17 protein-coding genes are annotated in these 17,023 nt (G+C 71.5%); 10 read left to right on the forward strand and 7 right to left on the reverse strand.

Going from position 1 to position 17,023, the window contains the following annotated elements:
* Positions 1 to 97 precede the first annotated feature (97 nt).
* Positions 98 to 2,053, reverse strand: a complete 1,956-nt coding sequence (locus tag ACFT2C_RS16065; RefSeq protein ID WP_377208065.1) for a DEAD/DEAH box helicase — start codon at positions 2,051 to 2,053, stop codon at positions 98 to 100.
* Between the two features lie 421 nt (positions 2,054 to 2,474).
* On the opposite strand from ACFT2C_RS16065, the gene ACFT2C_RS16070 reads away from it, so the two are divergent.
* The 9 genes from ACFT2C_RS16070 (at position 2,475) to ACFT2C_RS16110 (ending at position 8,783) form a co-directional block, all read left to right on the forward strand.
* Positions 2,475 to 3,029 (forward strand): CDP-alcohol phosphatidyltransferase family protein, encoded by a 555-nt coding sequence (locus tag ACFT2C_RS16070; protein ID WP_377208136.1) that lies wholly within the window; start codon positions 2,475 to 2,477, stop codon positions 3,027 to 3,029.
* Between the two features lie 32 nt (positions 3,030 to 3,061).
* Positions 3,062 to 4,033, forward strand: a complete 972-nt coding sequence (locus ACFT2C_RS16075) for a DUF881 domain-containing protein (protein ID WP_377208066.1) — start codon at positions 3,062 to 3,064, stop codon at positions 4,031 to 4,033.
* Entirely contained in the window at positions 4,030 to 4,362 is a 333-nt protein-coding gene (locus ACFT2C_RS16080) for a small basic family protein (protein WP_377208067.1), read from the forward strand. Before ACFT2C_RS16075 ends, ACFT2C_RS16080 begins: the two co-directional genes overlap by 4 nt.
* Positions 4,363 to 4,364: 2 nt before the next feature.
* Positions 4,365 to 5,180, forward strand: coding sequence for a DUF881 domain-containing protein (locus ACFT2C_RS16085; protein WP_377208068.1), 816 nt, complete (start codon positions 4,365 to 4,367; stop codon positions 5,178 to 5,180).
* A gap of 257 nt (positions 5,181 to 5,437) precedes the next feature.
* A complete protein-coding gene (locus ACFT2C_RS16090; protein ID WP_377208069.1) occupies positions 5,438 to 5,911 on the forward strand; it encodes an FHA domain-containing protein in 474 nt (157 codons plus the stop codon).
* A complete protein-coding gene (locus ACFT2C_RS16095; protein WP_377208070.1) occupies positions 5,884 to 6,639 on the forward strand; it encodes a MerR family transcriptional regulator in 756 nt (251 codons plus the stop codon). The genes ACFT2C_RS16090 and ACFT2C_RS16095 overlap by 28 nt, the downstream gene beginning before the upstream one ends.
* A gap of 166 nt (positions 6,640 to 6,805) precedes the next feature.
* Positions 6,806 to 7,312, forward strand: a complete 507-nt coding sequence (locus ACFT2C_RS16100; RefSeq protein ID WP_377208137.1) for a bifunctional nuclease family protein — start codon at positions 6,806 to 6,808, stop codon at positions 7,310 to 7,312.
* Between the two features lie 100 nt (positions 7,313 to 7,412).
* Positions 7,413 to 8,003, forward strand: coding sequence for a MerR family transcriptional regulator (locus ACFT2C_RS16105; protein ID WP_377208071.1), 591 nt, complete (start codon positions 7,413 to 7,415; stop codon positions 8,001 to 8,003).
* A 102-nt stretch (positions 8,004 to 8,105) separates the two neighbouring features.
* Positions 8,106 to 8,783 carry an MBL fold metallo-hydrolase gene (locus ACFT2C_RS16110; protein ID WP_377208072.1) on the forward strand — a complete coding sequence of 226 codons (678 nt, stop codon included), beginning with the start codon at positions 8,106 to 8,108 and terminating at the stop codon, positions 8,781 to 8,783.
* 22 nt (positions 8,784 to 8,805) lie between these two features.
* Here the strand turns inward: ACFT2C_RS16110 and ACFT2C_RS16115 are convergent, their stop codons facing one another.
* The 6 genes from ACFT2C_RS16115 to ACFT2C_RS16140 form a co-directional block, all read right to left on the reverse strand.
* Positions 8,806 to 10,035: a phosphatidylserine/phosphatidylglycerophosphate/cardiolipin synthase family protein gene (locus ACFT2C_RS16115; protein ID WP_377208138.1), complete on the reverse strand. Its 1,230-nt coding sequence runs from the start codon at positions 10,033 to 10,035 to the stop codon at positions 8,806 to 8,808.
* Between the two features lie 139 nt (positions 10,036 to 10,174).
* Positions 10,175 to 10,717, reverse strand: a complete 543-nt coding sequence (locus ACFT2C_RS16120) for a hypothetical protein (protein ID WP_377208073.1) — start codon at positions 10,715 to 10,717, stop codon at positions 10,175 to 10,177.
* Positions 10,707 to 11,213, reverse strand: coding sequence for a pyruvoyl-dependent arginine decarboxylase (locus ACFT2C_RS16125; protein ID WP_377208074.1), 507 nt, complete (start codon positions 11,211 to 11,213; stop codon positions 10,707 to 10,709). The genes ACFT2C_RS16120 and ACFT2C_RS16125 overlap by 11 nt, the downstream gene beginning before the upstream one ends.
* The gene (locus ACFT2C_RS16130; RefSeq protein ID WP_377208075.1) at positions 11,213 to 14,110 is read right to left on the reverse strand and encodes a response regulator; all 2,898 of its coding nucleotides are present in this window, start codon (positions 14,108 to 14,110) and stop codon (positions 11,213 to 11,215) included. Before ACFT2C_RS16130 ends, ACFT2C_RS16125 begins: the two co-directional genes overlap by 1 nt.
* 63 nt (positions 14,111 to 14,173) lie before the next feature.
* Positions 14,174 to 14,551, reverse strand: coding sequence for a response regulator (locus tag ACFT2C_RS16135; protein WP_377208076.1), 378 nt, complete (start codon positions 14,549 to 14,551; stop codon positions 14,174 to 14,176).
* A gap of 191 nt (positions 14,552 to 14,742) precedes the next feature.
* A complete protein-coding gene (locus ACFT2C_RS16140) occupies positions 14,743 to 15,774 on the reverse strand; it encodes a tyrosine-type recombinase/integrase (protein ID WP_377208077.1) in 1,032 nt (343 codons plus the stop codon).
* Positions 15,775 to 16,046: 272 nt separating this feature from the next.
* On the opposite strand from ACFT2C_RS16140, the gene ACFT2C_RS16145 reads away from it, so the two are divergent.
* Complete coding sequence (locus ACFT2C_RS16145) at positions 16,047 to 16,985, forward strand: TIGR03621 family F420-dependent LLM class oxidoreductase (protein WP_377208078.1); 939 nt, start codon at positions 16,047 to 16,049, stop codon at positions 16,983 to 16,985.
* Positions 16,986 to 17,023 lie beyond the last annotated feature (38 nt).

Below are 17,023 nucleotides of genomic sequence, written 5' to 3' on the forward strand. Positions count from 1 at the left end.
TTATATGAGACAGGACACACGCTCTACCTCGGCACCTCATTGATGCCGAGGTAGAGCGTGTGTCCGGGACAGGCGCTCTACTTCACGGTTCTGCGGGTCAGCGGGGGGTGCGGGAGTCCCAGTGGGCGCCGCGGGCGCGGGGGCCGCGCTCGCCGTCCGGACGGCGGTGGTCGCCGCCGCTGCGGGGAGCCCGGTCCCGGTCGCCGCCGGTGCGCGCCGGGCCGCGATCGAGCGTGATGCGCAGCGGCTTGCCGGCCACGCGGGCGCGGGCCAGGCGGTCGAGCGCCTCGTTGTCGAGCGGCGCGATGATGTCCACCAGCGAGAAGCTCCCGAAGATGTCGATCTTGCCGACGTCGGCGCCGGTGATGCCGCCCTCGCCGGTCAGCGCCCCGACGATCCCGCCCGGCTGCACGCCGTGCGTGTGCCCGACGGCGATGCGGTACCGCGTGCCCCGGGCCGGACGGCGGATGCCGCGCTCGCCCTCGGAACGGCCGCGCGGGGAACGGTCACCCGACCGGTCGTGGCGGTCGCCGTCGCGCGTGTTGCGGCGGGCCGCCGCGGACTTGGCCTCGGCCTGCTCCCGCTCGTACTCCTCCTGCTCGGCACGGGCCCGGGGACCGTCGTCGCCGACCGCGAGCGCCGCCATGGCGGCGGCGATCTCGATGGGGTCGACGCCGGTCTCCTCGGCGTAGGCGCGGATCATCTCGGTGTACATGTCGAGGCGGCCGGCCTCGCGGCGGGCCGCGACCTTGCCGAGGGTGCGCTTGACCTGGTGGGCGGAGACGTCCTTGGGGGAGGGGATGTCGACCTCTTCGAGCGAGGCGCGGATGGTGCGCTCGATGCTGCGGAGCTTGCCGCGCTCGTGGGGGGTGACGAACGTGAGGGCCTCGCCGGTGCGTCCGGCGCGGCCGGTGCGGCCGATGCGGTGGACGTAGGCCTCGGGCTCGCCGGGGACGTCGAAGTTGACGACCAGGCCGATGCGGTCGACGTCGAGGCCGCGGGCTGCGACGTCGGTGGCGACGAGGACGTCGAGGGCGCCGGAGCGGAGTCGCTCGACGATCTTCTCGCGTTCCTTCTGGGCGACGTCGCCGGAGATGGTGGCGGCGGAGATGCCCTTCTCGATGAGGGCGGAGCCCACGTCCTCGGCGGCGCCGCGGGTGCGGGTGAAGACGATCGCGGCGTCGGCGTCGGATGTCGACAGGACGCGCGCGAGCGAGCCGATCTTGTGGCGGAAGGGTACGACGGCGTAGGTCTGGCGGACCGAGGTGACGGTGGAGGCCTGCCGGGTGACGGCGATCTGCACGGGGTCGGTCATGTGGTGGTCGGCGACCTTGCGGATGGCCGGGGGCATGGTCGCGGAGAAGAGGGCGACCTGGCGCTTGGTGGGTGCCTGGCCGAAGATCTCCTCGACGTCCTCGGCGAAGCCCATGCGGAGCATCTCGTCGGCCTCGTCGAGGACGAGGAAGCGGATGTCGTCGAGCTTGAGGGCGCCGCGGTCGAGGTGGTCCTTGATGCGGCCGGGGGTGCCGACGACGACGTGGACGCCGTCGCGCAGGGCGCGCTGCTGGGGGATGTAGGGGGCGCCGCCGTAGACGGGCAGGACGCGGACGTCATCGAGCTTGGAGGCGAACGACTCGATGGCGTCGGCGACCTGCATGGCGAGCTCGCGGGTGGGTGCGAGGACGAGGGCCTGCACCTTGCGGAGCTTGGGGTCGACGGCGGCGAGCAGCGGGAGGCCGAACGCGGCGGTCTTGCCGGTCCCGGTCTGGGCGACGCCGGTGATGTCGCGGCCGGCGAGCAGCTCGGGGATGGCGCGGGCCTGGATGGCGGAGGGGGTGACGAAGCCGAGCTCGTCGACCGCTGCCATGAGGGGCGCGGGCAGGTTGAGGCTCGCGAAGGTCGGGCCGGTGGGCTCGGGGGCCGGCTCGGGGGTGACGTCAGGAGTAGCGTCGGGAGTGACGGCCTCGGGGGTCGTCTGGTCGCCGGTGTCGGCGATGGCCTGCTCGGTGTCCTGCTGGGCAGGCGCGATCAGGTCATGGGTGTCGATAGACATGCAGTGATGCACCGTTCGTCGTCGCGGGCGGAGTCAGGGCCGAGGTGAGGGCCCTCGCGTCGCTCGCTCCCGAAACACCTTCCCCGCAGCCGGGGCTGCGGGCCTGTCTCGCACGTTGTGTGCACACACGGGAAAACGACGAACTCCAAGGGGATGTGGCACCACCCTATCGGCTGCGGGGCCGTTCGGCACACAGCTGGGGAGCGTGACGTGCAGCACGCGGGTGATGTCTCGGGTGATGTCTCGGGTGGTGGGCGGGGCGATCGGGTGGGGTGATGGGGTGGGGCGATGTCGTCCGTGGTGAGGCGGGTGGTGGGGTCGGACGGCGTGCCAGTGCTTATACGCAACGGCTGCCCCGTAAGATGGCGGCCGAGACGAACCGGCGTGAGCAAGGGCGGTGTGCGTGTCCAACGGGGCGGAGATGAGCTCCCGGGTCCTGACCGTGCCCAACATGATCAGCCTGGTGCGGCTGGCGCTCGTGCCGGTCTTCGCCGTGCTGATCGTCGTGGGCGAGGACGGCTGGGCGCTGCTGGTGCTCGCGGTCTCGGGCGTGTCGGACTGGCTCGACGGTGTGCTGGCCCGTCGCCTGAACCAGGTCACCCGGCTGGGGCAGATGCTGGACCCGTTCGCCGACCGCCTGTTCATCTTCGTGACGCTGATCGGTCTGGCGTGGCGCGAGGTGGTGCCGCTGTGGCTGGTGGTGGCGATCGTGGCGCGTGACGTGCTGCTCGCGCTGACGGTGCCGGTGCTCGCCCGCCTCGGGTACGGGACGCTGAACGTGACGCTGGTCGGCAAGGTCGCCACGTTCGCCCTGCTGTACGCGTTCCCGTTGCTGCTGCTGGCGGAGGTGCCCGGCTGGGTCGGCGCCGGGGCCCACGTGGTGGGCTGGGCCTTCACCTGGTGGGGCGTCGGCCTGTACTGGCTGGCGGGGCTGCAGTACGTGGCGCAGGTGCGCCGGCTGGCGGCCGGGGCATGACGACACCAGGTCCGACAGCACCAGGTCCAGCGGTGCCGGGTTCGACGGCGCAGGACGCGACCGGGCACGCTCGGGGCCGCCGTCCGGACGAGTCGATGACCCTGCTGCGGGAGGTGACCGAGCGTCCCCTGGACCCCGGGTACGCGCAGATGGCGCAGCGTCGCGCCGAGGCGGGCCAGGCGGCGTCGAGGCGCGGCGTTCCGGGCGTGGTCATGCTGCTGCTGCTGGCGGTCCTGCTCGGGGTCGCGACGACGGTGGCCGTCCGTGACCTGCGAGCGCCGCAGCCGGTGGTGGCGAAAGGCCGTACGGTGCTGATGGAGCAGATCCAGGACCGTAGTGCGGAGGTGGAGGAGCTGTCGCGGCGTGCGGTGACGCTGGGCGCCGAGGTGGACGGGCTGCAGAGCGACGGGTTGCTGCCGTCGGCGTTGCTGGAGATCAACGAGGTGGACCGGTGGGTCAATGGTGCGGTGCCGGTGCGGGGTCCGGGCATGGTGGTCAAGCTGACCGATGGTGGGGGTGGCGGGCTGGTGGATCCGGGTGACGCGCCGGCGGAGTCGCGGGTGCGGGACGCGGATGTGCAGTTCGTCGTCAACGAGCTGTGGGCGGCGGGTGCGGAGGCGGTGGCGGTGAACGACGAGCGGCTGACGTCGTTGTCGGCTATCCGGAACGCGGGTGACGCGATCCTGGTGGACCTGCAGCCGTTGAACGGTCCCACGTACACGATCGAGGCCGTGGGGGACCCGGAGGACATGCAGGTGGAGTTCGCGCGGTCGGCGGGGCTGGGGTTCCTGCAGCTGCTGAGCGCGGAGTACGACATCAAGAACGAGGTGACGACGAGCGAGGGGATGTACCTGCCGGGTGCGAGGCCCTCGACGCTGCGGTACGCGCACCTCCCGGCGTCCGGGGACACGACGCAGGACAGCCCAGGGCCGGAAAGCCCAGGGCAAGACAGTTCCGAACAAGGCAGTTCCGAGCAGAACAGTCCCGAGGAGGACAACGGATGATCGCGGTCGTCGGGCTCGTGATCGGGGTGGTCGCCGGTCTGCTGTTGCAGCCGACCGTCCCGCTGATGCTGCAGCCGTATCTGCCGATCGCGGTGGTGGCGGCCCTGGATGCCCTGTTCGGGGGTCTGCGGGCGATGCTCGACGGGCTGTTCGACGACAAGGTGTTCCTCGTGTCGTTCCTGTCCAACGTGCTGGTGGCCGCGTTCATCGTGTTCCTGGGTGACCAGCTCGGTGTGGGCGGGCAGCTGTCGACGGCGGTGGTGGTGGTGCTCGGTATCCGGATCTTCTCCAACGCCGCCTCGATCCGACGGCACATCTTCAAGGCGTGAGCATGAGCGAGGACAAGCCTGACGAGCCCGCGACCCCGGAGCGAGCGACCCCCGAACCCGAGCCGACGTCGAAGCCGGAACCCGAACCTGAACCGGAGTCGGCGTCGGGCTGGAAGCGGGTGGCGCAGCTCCTGCGGCCGCACGGCACGCGGTCGGAGCTGCTGACCGGTCTGCTGTGCCTGGCGCTGGGCTTCGCCCTGGCGGTGCAGGTAGGGCAGTCGACGGGGGACCAGCTGTCCAGCCTCCGGCAGGACGAGCTGGTGCGGCTCCTGGACGAGGTGACGCAGCGCGCCGACCAGCTCGACGCCGAGGTCTCGGACCTGGAGGCGATCCGGGACGACCTGCAGTCGGAGGACGGGCGCGACCAGGCGGCGCGGGACCTGGCGCAGCAGCGTGCCGCGCAGGAGGGCATCCTGTCGGGCCGGCTGCCGGCCAACGGCCCGGGCGTGCAGATCCACGTGGCGGACGGCGAGAAGCCGCTGGAGGCGCAGGTGCTGTTCAACCTGCTGGAGGAGCTGCGCAACGCCGGCGCCGAGGCGATCCAGGTCAACGGGGTGCGGCTGGTCACGACGAGCTACTTCGTCGACTCGGGCGGCGGCATCGTGCTCGACGGCGCCGCGGTCGCCTCCCCGTACGAGTGGACCGCCATCGGCGACCCCGAGACGATCGAGCGCGCGCTGGAGATCCCCGGCGGTGCGCTGCCCCGGATCCGGGAGGAGGGCGGCGAGGCGACCACGACGGCGTCCGACCAGGTCAGCGTGGACGCAGTACGCATCCCGGGCGAACCGGAGCACGCCCAACCGGCCGACGGGGAGTGATGGTGGAGCGGCGGGGAAGTGACGCCTGCCACGTTCACCACCCGTTCGCGGGACCCGAAGGGCCGAGCTGTGGAATCTGGCATGCGGAACCGCCGCGAGGTGGGTAGTTTTATCCGGGTTGGTTCCCAACTTTGGTTCCCGCTTCCATCTCGATCGAGGTAGGTTGAGTGGAACCCGGACAAGGCCCCAGGCGTTGTCCCGGACAGAGCAGCACAGGCAGCAACCCGCCTTCATCACCACGCACCCGAGGAGACCTGATGACGGACCCCAGCGCCCATCCGGTCGGGCCCGATACCACGGCCAACCTGGGTCGCATCGCGTTCCCGACCTCTGACGAGCAGGCGCCCCGCACGGCGCTCAGCCCCGAGGAAGCGGCAGCTGTCGCCGCCCTCCCGCGTCACTCCGCGCTGCTCATCGTGCAGCGCGGCCCGGGCTTCGGCGCACGCTTCCTCCTGGACACCGGGCGCAGCGTCGCCGGCCGCAGCGAGCAGGCGGACATCTTCCTCGACGACGTCACGGTGTCCCGCAAGCACGCCGAGTTCGTGCGCGAGGGCGACTCGTTCGTCGTCCGCGACATCGGCTCCCTGAACGGCACCTACGTCAACCGCGGCCGTATCGACGCCGCGACGCTGGTCACCGGTGACGAGGTGCAGATCGGCAAGTTCCGCCTGACCTTCCACGCCAGCCCGCAGGCGCCGGCCCAGTGGGCCGCGGGGACGCCCGCCCCGTGACGGCCGGCGCCGCACGCGTCCATCGTGGGGAGGACGCCGACGCGCCCTGGCCCCGGGGCATCTCCCGCCAGGCCACGATGCGCATCAGCGACGTCCTGCGCGCCCTGGGCCAGGAGTTCCCCTCCGTCTCGCACTCCAAGCTCCGCTTCCTGGAGGAGCAGGGCCTGATCGAGCCGGTGCGCACGCCGTCGGGCTACCGCCAGTACAGCCAGGCCGACGTCGAACGCCTGCGTTTCGTCCTCACCGAGCAGCGCGACAGCTACATGCCGCTGAAGGTGATCAAGGAACGCCTCGCCGCGATGGACGCCGACCCCGACTCCGCCGAGCACCCCGCACCGCGCCTGGCCGGTGCCGGCGTGCCCGCGCGGCGCCGCTGGACCGCACAGTCCGTCGCGGAGGCCGCCGGCGTCACCGAGGAGTTCGTGCAGAGCCTGGCCCAGGCGGGCCTCCTGCCGTCGTCGGGCAGCGCGCTGGGTTCCGGCGCCGTCGAGGTCGCACGTATCGCGGGCGCGCTGGCCGAGTTCGGCATCGAGCCGCGGCACCTGCGCTCCTTCCGCACCGCCGCCGACCGGCAGGTCACGCTCGTGGACCAGGTGGTGGCGCCCCTGCGCAGCCAGCAGGCCAGCGCCGCCCGCGGCCGCGCCGCCAGCATGGCGAGCGACATGGGCGAGCTCTTCACCCGCCTGCACGCTGCCTGGATCCGCCAGGGCGTCGACGACCTCGGCTGAGCCCGCCACCTGCGTCCCGAGCCAGACCGCCCAGGTGGAACCCAACGTAAAATCACCCTGCCTTTGCCGGCTTCTGACCATTCCGTGACCAGAAATTTGATCCGAGCGCGCGACGAGTGACCGCTGGAAGCCGTACGGTGAAAGCGTGAGGCCGGACGACGTGCCGATGGTCCCCGTGGAGATCCTTGGCGTTCGACAGCAGCAACGCGATCAGGAGATCGTCGTGCTGCTGCTCGACAGTGCCGCTGACCTCGCCATCCCCATCGTCATCGGCGCCCGCGAGGCCAGCGCCATCGCCATGGCCCAGGCCGGGCTCGCCACACCGCGCCCTATGACCCACGACCTGCTGCGGGACGTGCTGGGCGCCGTCGGCGTCGCGCTCGAACGCGTGGAGATCGTCGCCCTGGAAGGCGGCATCTACTTCGCCGAGCTCGTCCTGAGCAACGGCGTCCACCTCGACTCGCGCGCCTCCGACGCGATAGCGCTCGCCGTGCGCACCGGCAGCCCCGTCCTGTGCTCGGCCGAGATCGTCGCCCTGGCCGGCGTCGAGATCGTCGACGTCGACCAGCAGGCTGAGGTCGAACGGTTTCGCGACTTCCTCGACCACGTCACCCCCGAGGACTTCCTCGGACCACCCGGCGGAGGGAGCCAGGGCGGCGGGCGAAGCGGCTGATAGCGGACCAACTCGCGACACGCCGGGGCGTTTCACGGCGCGCATCTTTGAAATCACCCCTGACGCGCCATAGCGTGGCCACGACACCCCAGGAGGCACAGTGAACACCAGCGGTGAGAGAGCGACCCGCGCTACGGTCCCGCACGGCGCGCAGGGTCTCCTCTTCGGTGAGGACCTGACGGAGCAGGACGCCACGACCGGCTATCGCGGCACCACGGCATGCCACATCGCCGGCATCACCTACCGTCAGCTCGACTACTGGGCGCGCACCGGCCTCGTCGAGCCCAGCATCAAGCCCGCCACCGGTTCCGGCACGCACCGGCTGTACAGCTTCCGGGACATCCTGGTGCTCAAGGTCGTCAAGCGCCTCCTCGACACCGGCGTCTCCCTGCAGCAGATCCGCACCGCCGTCACCGCCCTGCGCGAACGCGGCGTGGAGGACCTGGCGCAGATCACCCTCATGTCCGACGGCGCGAGCGTGTACGAGTGCACCTCACCCGACGAGGTGGTCGACCTGGTCGCCGGCGGCCAGGGCGTGTTCGGCATCGCCGTCGGGCGAGTGTGGCGCGAGATCGAAGGCAGACTTTCCCAGATGCCGACCGAGACCCTCGAGCAGGGCGAGCCGGGGGAGGTACCCACGGTCGAGGGCGACGAGCTCGCCCAACGCCGGGCCGCCAGGTCCGCCGTCTGACAACCCGCCACCACACCGTCTGACCCGGCCGTCTGGACCGGGGTGCCACGCACCCCGACCAGGCGGTCTGCTGTACCCGGGGAGCAGGCGTAACCTGCGAGGATGCAGCTCACGTTCCATGGTCACGCATGCGTCTCCCTCGCCCTGCCCGGCGGCGGCGGCACCCTCGTCATCGACCCCGGCACCTTCAGCGACACCGCCACCGCGCTCACGAGCGCCGCGGCAGTGCTGGTCACCCACGACCACTTCGACCACGTCGACGTCCCCGCGGTCGCCGAGCTCCTCACGTCACACCCGGACGTCCGGGTGTGGGCCAGCGGCCCCGCCGCGGCCGCCCTGCGCGAGGGTGGCGCGCAGTCGAACCAGGTGCAGGAGGTGGCGGCCGGCCAGGTGCTGGACATCGCCGGCGCCCGGGTCACGGTAGGGGGTGGCGACCACGCGCTGATCCACCCCGACGTCCCGCGCGCGGTGAACGTGACCTACCTGATCGAGGTCGACGGGCAGAGCCTCTACCACCCCGGCGACTCCTACGAGGCGCCCGCGCGGCTGCCCGAGGACGGCCTGGACGTGCTCCTGGTCCCGGTGTCGGGGCCGTGGATGAGACTGGCCGAGGCCATCGACTTCGCGCGCTCGGTACCGGCGGGCGCCGTCGTGCCGATCCACGACGCGCTGCTGTCCGAGATCGGGCACACGCTGACCGGCCGGTGGCTGGACACCGCACGGCTCGGCGGGGAGTACACGTACTCGCGGCTCACGGTGGGGGAGGCGCTGGCCGTCTGACCGGTCCGGCGCTCACAGTCCGTTACAGCAGCGGCCGCAGGGGGACCAGGAGGGCCTCGGCGATCTTGGCGAGTGCGCCGCGTTCCTCCCACTGCGCGAGCGTGAGCTCCTGCGCGTTGGACAGGTCCATGGTGAAGACGTCTTCCATGCGGCCGGCCAGGCCGGGGTCGACGATCTCGAGGTTGACCTCGTAGTTGCCGGTGAGGCTGAGGCGGTCGATGTTGGCGGTGCCGATGGTGGTCCAGCGGCGGTCGACGGTGGCGGTCTTGGCGTGCACCATCGCGCCCTGGTACAGGAAGATCCGTACTCCGCCGCGCAGCAGGGAGGCGTACTGGCCGCGGGCGAGCCAGTCGGCGACGACGTGGTTGGAGCGGTGCGGGACCAGGACGCGGACGTCGACGCCGCGTGCGGCCGCGGCGAGCAGCGCCGCGTGGATGTCGTGGTCCGGGATGAAGTACGCCTGGGTGATGTAGATGTGGCTGGTTGCCCGGTCGATGGCGTCGAGGTAGATGCCGCGGATGGGGAACACGAGCTCGGACGGTGCGTTGCGGGCGGCCTTGAGGTGGGGCAGCCAGGTGCCGGAGCCGACGTCGGGCAGGATCGGGTCGCGCGGCTTGCGGTGGCGGTTCCAGAAGTCGACGAACGCGTTGCGCAGCTCCCACACGGACGGCCCCTGGAGGCGGACGTGGGTGTCGCGCCACTGCGTGGCGTACAGGGAGCCGATGTTGTAGCCGCCGACGAAGCCGACCTCGTCGTCGACCACGAGGATCTTGCGGTGGTCGCGGCCGGAGGTGCGCACGTTGAGGTAGGCCATCCCGGGGCGCAGCACGGGGAAGCGCAGGACGTGCACGGCGGGCGGGAAGCGGAAGAACGAGTAGGGCACGACGAGGTTCGCGAAGCCGTCGACGATGACGTACACGTCGACGCCACGTGCTGCCGCGTCGATCAGCGCCTGCTTGAACTGCTGGCCGACCTGGTCGCCCTTCCAGATGTACGACTCGAGCATCACGGTCTTCCGTGCGCCCTGGATGGCGTCGAGCATCGCCTCGTACAGGTCCGCGCCGTAGGTGTAGACCGTGGTGGCGGTCTCGTCGATGTGCTCGGTCAGGGGCTTCTCGGTGGGGAACTTCGAGGTGAGCGGGTGCACGCGTCGCCGGATCTTGTCCGTCACCATGAGCGCGACGGCCGCCCCGACCGGTACGGCGGCCGCTACGACGGCGGCCCGGGTCGCGAACGTGCGGGCACGCTGCATGAAGTCGGACGGGATGTCGAGCGTGAGCTTGGGGAGGTTGCCGGGGACCTTGCGAGACGCCACGGACTCACGGTACCCGGTCTCACGTCGGGGCACCCGGAATAGCGGTGACGGCCGCCGGGGCACAGGCGGGCGCACGTCAGCGGAACGTGGTGGCGTAGTACGTCTGCTGGTCCACGGTCTCGACCGTGACGTCCTGGGTGCGTTCGAGGTGGCGGCGCAGGTTGTCGGCGAACCGCAGGGAGTCGTCGTTGAACCGGGAGACGTCGTAGGCGCACACGACGCGGTGCCGTGCGAGGTGGGCGACCAGGGCGTCGATCATGTCCATGAAGGTGCGCGTGGGGCGCCGGCCCGGGTGCGCGAGCGTGAACCCGATGTACCAGACCGCCCCGCGCGCTGCGTGCTCGGGATAGCGGGCGGCGTAGTACTCCGGGCTCACCCAGGGGACGGCGGCGAGGTCCGTCGCGAGCGTGGTCAGCCCGACCGCCTCGCCTTGCTCGTCACGGGCGAGGAGCTTCGTCACGCGAGGGTCGCCCATCTCGTCGTCGAACTCCTCGCGGTGCAGGACGTGCCGGGCCGCGGCGCGGGTGCGCAACGGCTCGAACGCCTCCAGGTACAGGTTCCAGAACCGCTCGGCGACGTGTCCGGTCACCGTCGCCTCGAACGTGATGTCAGCGCCCATGGCCGTGCTCCTCCCAGCCCACGCGCCGGTACGTCGCGACGACCACGGCGCACACGGGCTGCGTGACGCAGGTGATGCCGACGATCTGCCGGCCCTCCGGGTGGAAGCTGCCGCCGCGTGTGGCCGAGAGGTCGTCGAGGCTGTGCGTGAGGTCCGTGGCGACCTGCTCGCGCGAGGGGCCGTCGTGCTCGACGAACAGGCCCGCGCCGCTGCCGTCGTCGCGTCGCGACCAGGCGATCCCCGTCCAGGCCTCGTGGCCCGGGAGTGACACGTGCGCCCGCGCGTACACGCAGTACAGGAGGTCACCGTGGTCGCCCTGGAGCTGTTCCGGACCGTCCACCTCGAGGACCTGGCTGCCGGGAGGGATGATGGAGCTCAGCCGGACGAGGTTGTAGTCGTTCACGCCAGCGGCCGCGAGGGCGGCATCGAAAGCGGCGAGCGTGGTCCGCCCCGTGCCGGTGCCGCCACTCACACGAATCGTCAGGGGATCGGTCATCAGGTCCTCGGGGATGGGAGTTCTCCGGGTTCGTCGACGTCGCCGGTGTGACCGGACGCAGCGTCCAAGAGGTCGAGCACGGACTGCAGGACGATGTCCGGCGCTGCGCTGCCCTTGGTGAGGAACACGGTACGGCCAAGACGAAGGTCCTCGCGCTCGTCCGAAGCGACCTCCGCGCCTGAATAGACGACGAGGGGGACCCGCCGCAGGCGGCCGTCGCGGCGCAGGTCGGACACGAGCTCCTGCCCGCTGCCATCGGGGAGGATGAGGTCGAGGACTACCAGGTCGGGCTCGGCGCCGTGGGCGAGAGCGTCCCGCGCCTCGTCCACCGAGCGCGCCTGGGTGACGGCGAGCCCGCCGTTCTGCAGGACCGTCGCCACAACCATCCGCAGGTTGTCGTCGTCCTCGACCACCAGGACCCGGGTGTGGTGCGGCAGCCGGCGGATGACGTCCCGGACCGTCTCGACGAGGCGCGCGGGGTCCACGGGTTTGACGAGCCAGTCGTCGGCCAGCGCGGCGGACTCCAGCGCATCGGTCGAACGCGTCCCGGACACCACGACGACCGGAACCCCGGCGGTCGCGGCGGACTGCCGCAGCCGGCTCAGCACCTCCGCCCCGCTGGTGCCCGGCATCGCGAGGTCGAGCACGATCGCGGCGGGGTGGTCGTCCTCGATGACCTCGAGCGCCGTCCGTCCGTCCGTGACGCCGACGACGTCGTACCCTCGCTCAGCCAGCACTGTGCGAAGCACCTCGACGACGTACGGGTCGTCGTCCACGACGACCACCCGCGTCGCGACGGACGTGCCCCCCTGCGGCCGCTGTGGTGTGGTGGTCAGGCGTGGGGTGGCGCGGTGGAGGGTGAACCGGAAGCTCGATCCCCGGCCCTCACCCTCGCTGACCGCCCACAACCGCCCGCCGTGCAGCTCGACGATGCTTCGGGCGATGGTCAGCCCGAGCCCTGAGCCGCCTCGCTCGCGCGTGTCGGAGGCGTCGATCTGTTCGAACCGGCGGAAGATCGCCTCGAGCTTGTCCGGCGGGATGCCGCGGCCGTCGTCGTCGACGCGCAGCTCGACGAGGTCGCCAACAGGCGTGGCTGTCACGCGAACGGTGCCGCCGCGCGGCGAGAACCTCACGGCGTTGCCCAGCAGGTTGGTCAGTGTCTGCACTATGCGTTCGCCGTCGGCACGGACGACCTCCGCGGAGCCAGTGGTCCTCAGGACGATTCCGGCCCTGTCCGCCAGGACCGAGACCTGGTCCACCGCCACGGCAACGAGCGCATCGACCCGGTGCTCCTCCAGCTCGAGCCGTGTCGTGCCCGCGTTCAGGCGCTCGGTGTCGAGAATGTCGTTCACGAGACGGCCGAGCCGCTCAGCGCTCGTGAGTGCGATATGGAGCATGCGGGACGTCTGCTCGGGCGAGTTGTTGAGAGCATCGCTGTCGATGAGCCCGAGCGCGCCGCGGATCGACGTCAGCGGGGTCCGCAGCTCGTGGCTGACCACGGACACGAACTCGTCCTTGATCCGCTCCATCTCGCGCCGCTCCGTGACGTCGCGGAAGGCGACGACCGCACCGCGGATCCCCCCGTCGTCGCGCAGCGGGCTCGCCGTGACCTCGACGGGCACGTTCTTCCCGTCGAGGCGCACGTAGACGTCCTGTTCGGCCGTGACCGTGATCCCGTCGTGCAGGGCCTCAGCGATGTAGCAGTGCTCGGCCGGGAGCGGGGTGCCGTCCTCGGCCGGCGCGTGGAACGTGGCGTGCGCGTCGCGCCCCACGAGGTCTGCGGAGGATGCACCGAGCGTGTGCGCCGCAGCCGCGTTGACGAAGGTCACCCGCCCCTCGTGATCCACCCCGTAGATCCCGTCGGCCACGGACTCCAGCGTCCGCTCGCGTTCGCTCGCGAGCGAGCGCAGCTGCGTGGTGCGCTCCCGCACGCGCCGCTCGAGCCCGTGGCGCAGCGACTCGTTGTCCGCGACGACCAGGATCTGGCGGGCGACGACGGCGATGAGCACGGCGACCCACAGCGCGCTCGCCACCCAGGGGAGCCCCTGGCCCGTCTGCACGACGCGCACCAGCGCCGCCGCGAGGAACAGGGCGAACGTCACGACCGTGCCGAGCAACGGCGTCCCTTCCCCGGGCCGGCTGCCGTCCAGGCTGCCGGACGCCGCCGGGTGGCGCGCGGCGAGCGCGATGGCGAGGTAGCCGGCGGCCCAACCCGCGTCGACAGGGCTGCCGAACGTGAAGCCACCTCCCGCGGACAGCAGCGCGAAGGCCACGTCGGACACGGCGTACAGCACGAACCCGCCGCCCACGAGCACGAGCGGCACACGCTCGGCGGCGCTCGAGCGCGTCATGACGAGGACCGCGAGGGTGGCGAGCAGGGCGTCGACCACCGGCAGCGCGTAGGCCGTGAGCGCCGGCTGCGCCGCCAGGTCGGCCTGCAGGGCGACGGCGAAGAGCGCGATGTACAGGACAGAGCCGCCGACCACGACGCTGTCCAGCAGCATGCGCACCAGCTCCTGGCCGCGTGGGCGGACGGCCGGGAAGAGCGAGAGGCCGACCACGCCGAGCACGAGTGCGGCGATGTAGGCGGCGTCTCCGGTCTCCGCGTCGCCGACAAGCCCTGCGTAGACGTTGCCGGCCAGCCCGACTGCCCCGCCCAGAGAGAGGAATGCCCACGCCCGCCGGCGCCGACCCTTCGACTGCACCGCGCGCCACCCGCAGCTCGCCGCCGTGACGACACCCGCGAGGGCGATCGCCGAGATGGATATCTGTTCGCGCGTCGCCTGGTCGAAAGGGCTGGACAGCGCGAAGACGAGCAGAAGGACCGCGATGCCGGCAATCCAGCACCAACGCAGGAAACCAATCCGCGATCCCGCAGCAGCGCCCGGCGACCCCATAGGCCCGAGCGTAGGTCACCATCGCGGGCCCCGCAGTTTCAGCCGGTGTTTTTCAGCCGGTGTTCACCGGCGCCATCCGAGGAGGTCGGCGACCTGCTCAGGCAGACCGAGCGGGTCGAACGGCTTGGGAAGCACGCCGGCGACGGCGAGATCTTCATACCGGCGCCGCTCCGCCGGCTGCACCTTGGCGGTCAGGAGGATCACGGGGACGCTGCGCGTGCGCGGGTCCTCCTGGAGCCTCGCGAACGTGGTCGGCCCGTCCATCGTGGGCATCATGACGTCCAGCAGGACCGCGTCCGGTGGATCCGTGCTGCACATGATGACCGCCTGGGCTCCGTTGGAGGCGACCTGCACCTCCCAGCCGGCGATCACCTCCAGGCCGGTCCGAACGACGTCGCGGATCGCCTCGTCGTCGTCGACCACCAGTATCCGGCGGATCACAGGTCCTGCTCCGTCACTACCGTCTTGAGCTTCAGCATCTGCCGTTCGACCTCCACCGGTACGACCCACGGGACCCCCATGCCCCACCGAGCTCGGCGACACGGGCGCGGGAGCAGCTGGATATTCATCGTGCCCCCTCGACGGTAGGCGGCCCGCCGCGTTCGTGCATGCCGTCGTAGCGCGGGCCGGCCTCATTCGATCGCGGCCGCCAGCGGGTGGGAGCGGATGGCGGCCGCGAGCTCGCCCTCGATGCGGTCGAGGTAGACGCCGGTGGTGGCGATGGAGGCGTGCCCGAGGAGCTCGGCGACGACCTTGACGTCCCAGCCGTCGGCGACCAGCAGGGTCGCGGTGGTGTGCCGCAGCGCGTGCGGGGTGGCCTCGCGCTGGTAGGGCGCGGGCATGCGGGCGACGGCGCGGGCGAGCAGGGCTCGGATCGCCTGGGTGTCGATGCGGCGGCCGCGCCAGGACAGCAGGAGGGCACGCTGGGCGTCGTCGTCCTTGGGGCGTTTGGCGGCCAGGGCGGGGCGCAGGTGGGTGAGGTAGTCGTCCAGGGCGCGGGCCAGGGGCGGGGAGAGCGTCACGGTGCGGGTGTTGCCGCCCTTGCCGCGGATGCGCCAGGTGGCGCGTCCGGGTTCGCGGGCGACGTCGTCGACATCGGTCCGGGCGAGCTCCGAGACGCGCGGGCCCAGGACCAGCAGCAGCGCGACGACCAGCCGGTCGCGCAGGGCCAGCTCCTGATCAGGACGAGAGGGGTTCTCGGACCGCGGCGTCGTCAGCAGGCTGCGCGCCGCCCCGGCCGACAGGGCCGTGCGGGCGGTGCGGAGGGTGCCGCGCACCTTGGCAGGCGGGGCGGCCCACTGCATGGGGTCGGCCTGGACCCAGCACTCGCGGGCGGCGTAGGCGAAGAACCGGGTGACTGACTGCCGGAACCGGTTGACCGTTGCGGTGCTGCGCCCGGGGCCGGGCTTGCGTCCCGGGTCGGTGTACCGGGCGTCGGGCGCCGACTGGTAGCGCACCAGGACGGTGTCGACGTCCGCGCCGGTGACGTCGTCCAGGATCCGGTCGCGGCCCGTGAGCCGGCCGAACTCCGTGACGTCGCGCGTGTAGCTGCGTGCCGTGGCGGGTGACAGGACACCACGGATCGTCTCGACCTCGACCGCCGCGAGGTAACGGCGGGTGGCTTCGGCGACGGTGATGCGCTCGAGGCGCGGGGGAGCGACCATGACCGTCACCCTAGGCGGGACCACTGACACTCCCGATTTGCCGGAATAGGCCGTTGACCTGCGACGAGACACCGTCGTCGGGCTCGTTCACTCCTGTGTCGTCCATGCCCCCCACCGTCGCGCCCGACGGCGGGCAGCGATGTCCGTCCGGGAGCGACACCCGCCTACGCAGGTTTGCGTACACGCGGCTTCGCGCACCGACGAATGTGCTTGTCCCCGGAGCCGGCGCACAGTTGCCTGAGCCGAAGGACCACCGAGGACGGAGAGAACCCGTGACCACCACACCCGACACCGCAACCACCCCCGGCGCCAGGCCGTTCCGCTTCGGCGTCGTCGCCGCACAGGCACCCACCGGGACCGCCTGGCTCGACACGGCAGGCCGCCTCGAGAGCCTCGGCTACGACACCCTGGTCATGCCCGACAGCATCGCCCACGGCCTCGCCGTCGTCCCCATGCTCGCCGCAGCCGCCACCGCCACCAACCGCCTGCACCTCGGCACCTACGTCATGGCCAACGACTTCCGTCACCCCGTCCAGGTCGCCAAGGACGCACTCACCCTCGCCTACCTCTCCGACGGCCGCTTCGAGCTCGGCATCGGCGCCGGCCACCCCGGAACCGGACCCGACAACGCCATGCTCGGACACCCCTTCGACACCCCCGGCACCAGGGTGACCCGCCTCGCCGAGTCCCTCGACATCATCCGCCGCCTCCTGGACGGACAGACCGTCACCACCACAGGCCAGCACTACACCACCACCGACGCATCCATCACCCCCCACAGCATCGAAATACCCCACGTCCCGCTCCTGATCGGCGCCGGTGGCCCCCGCATGCTCACCCTCGCCGCACAGCACGCCGACACCGTCGCCCTCGGCATCCCGCTCGACGCCGACGCCACCGAGGCCGCCCGCCGCATCAACCAGCTGCGCCATGCTCTGCACAACGCACCAGAGCGCGACCACCGTCCACAGCCCGAGCTCAACATCAACCTCATGGCCATCGGCGACGCCGTACCCCGCTACCTCGCCGACAAGATCGACCCGACGGCGCTCGCGGCCGCAGGGGCGGTGTCCGTGGTCACGGGCTCGCCCCAGGAGATGGCGGACCAGCTGCGGGAGCGCCGCGAGCGCCTCGGGATCTCCTACGTGGTGGTCGGCGAGGAGCTGGTCGAGGCGTTCACGCCGGTGCTGCGGATCCTGTCGGGGGAGTGAGGGCGTCGGTGGCCGGGGTCGCATGGTTGAGTCGGCAT

The sequence above is a fragment of the Promicromonospora sp. NPDC057138 genome, from assembly GCF_042670845.1.
Taxonomy (GTDB): Bacteria; Actinomycetota; Actinomycetes; order Actinomycetales; family Cellulomonadaceae; genus Promicromonospora.

Coding starts and splice junctions, on each gene's coding strand:
- ACFT2C_RS16080 (WP_377208067.1), top strand. CDS start 4,030: ATGATCGCGGTCGTCGGGCTCGTGATCGGGGTGGTCGCCGGTCTGCTG.
- ACFT2C_RS16110 (WP_377208072.1), top strand. CDS start 8,106: ATGCAGCTCACGTTCCATGGTCACGCATGCGTCTCCCTCGCCCTGCCC.
- ACFT2C_RS16115 (WP_377208138.1), bottom strand. CDS start 10,035: ATGCAGCGTGCCCGCACGTTCGCGACCCGGGCCGCCGTCGTAGCGGCC.
- ACFT2C_RS16130 (WP_377208075.1), bottom strand. CDS start 14,110: ATGGGGTCGCCGGGCGCTGCTGCGGGATCGCGGATTGGTTTCCTGCGT.
- ACFT2C_RS16090 (WP_377208069.1), top strand. CDS start 5,438: ATGACGGACCCCAGCGCCCATCCGGTCGGGCCCGATACCACGGCCAAC.
- ACFT2C_RS16065 (WP_377208065.1), bottom strand. CDS start 2,053: ATGTCTATCGACACCCATGACCTGATCGCGCCTGCCCAGCAGGACACC.
- ACFT2C_RS16070 (WP_377208136.1), top strand. CDS start 2,475: ATGAGCTCCCGGGTCCTGACCGTGCCCAACATGATCAGCCTGGTGCGG.
- ACFT2C_RS16085 (WP_377208068.1), top strand. CDS start 4,365: ATGAGCGAGGACAAGCCTGACGAGCCCGCGACCCCGGAGCGAGCGACC.
- ACFT2C_RS16120 (WP_377208073.1), bottom strand. CDS start 10,717: ATGGGCGCTGACATCACGTTCGAGGCGACGGTGACCGGACACGTCGCC.
- ACFT2C_RS16125 (WP_377208074.1), bottom strand. CDS start 11,213: ATGACCGATCCCCTGACGATTCGTGTGAGTGGCGGCACCGGCACGGGG.
- ACFT2C_RS16140 (WP_377208077.1), bottom strand. CDS start 15,774: ATGGTCGCTCCCCCGCGCCTCGAGCGCATCACCGTCGCCGAAGCCACC.
- ACFT2C_RS16100 (WP_377208137.1), top strand. CDS start 6,806: ATGGTCCCCGTGGAGATCCTTGGCGTTCGACAGCAGCAACGCGATCAG.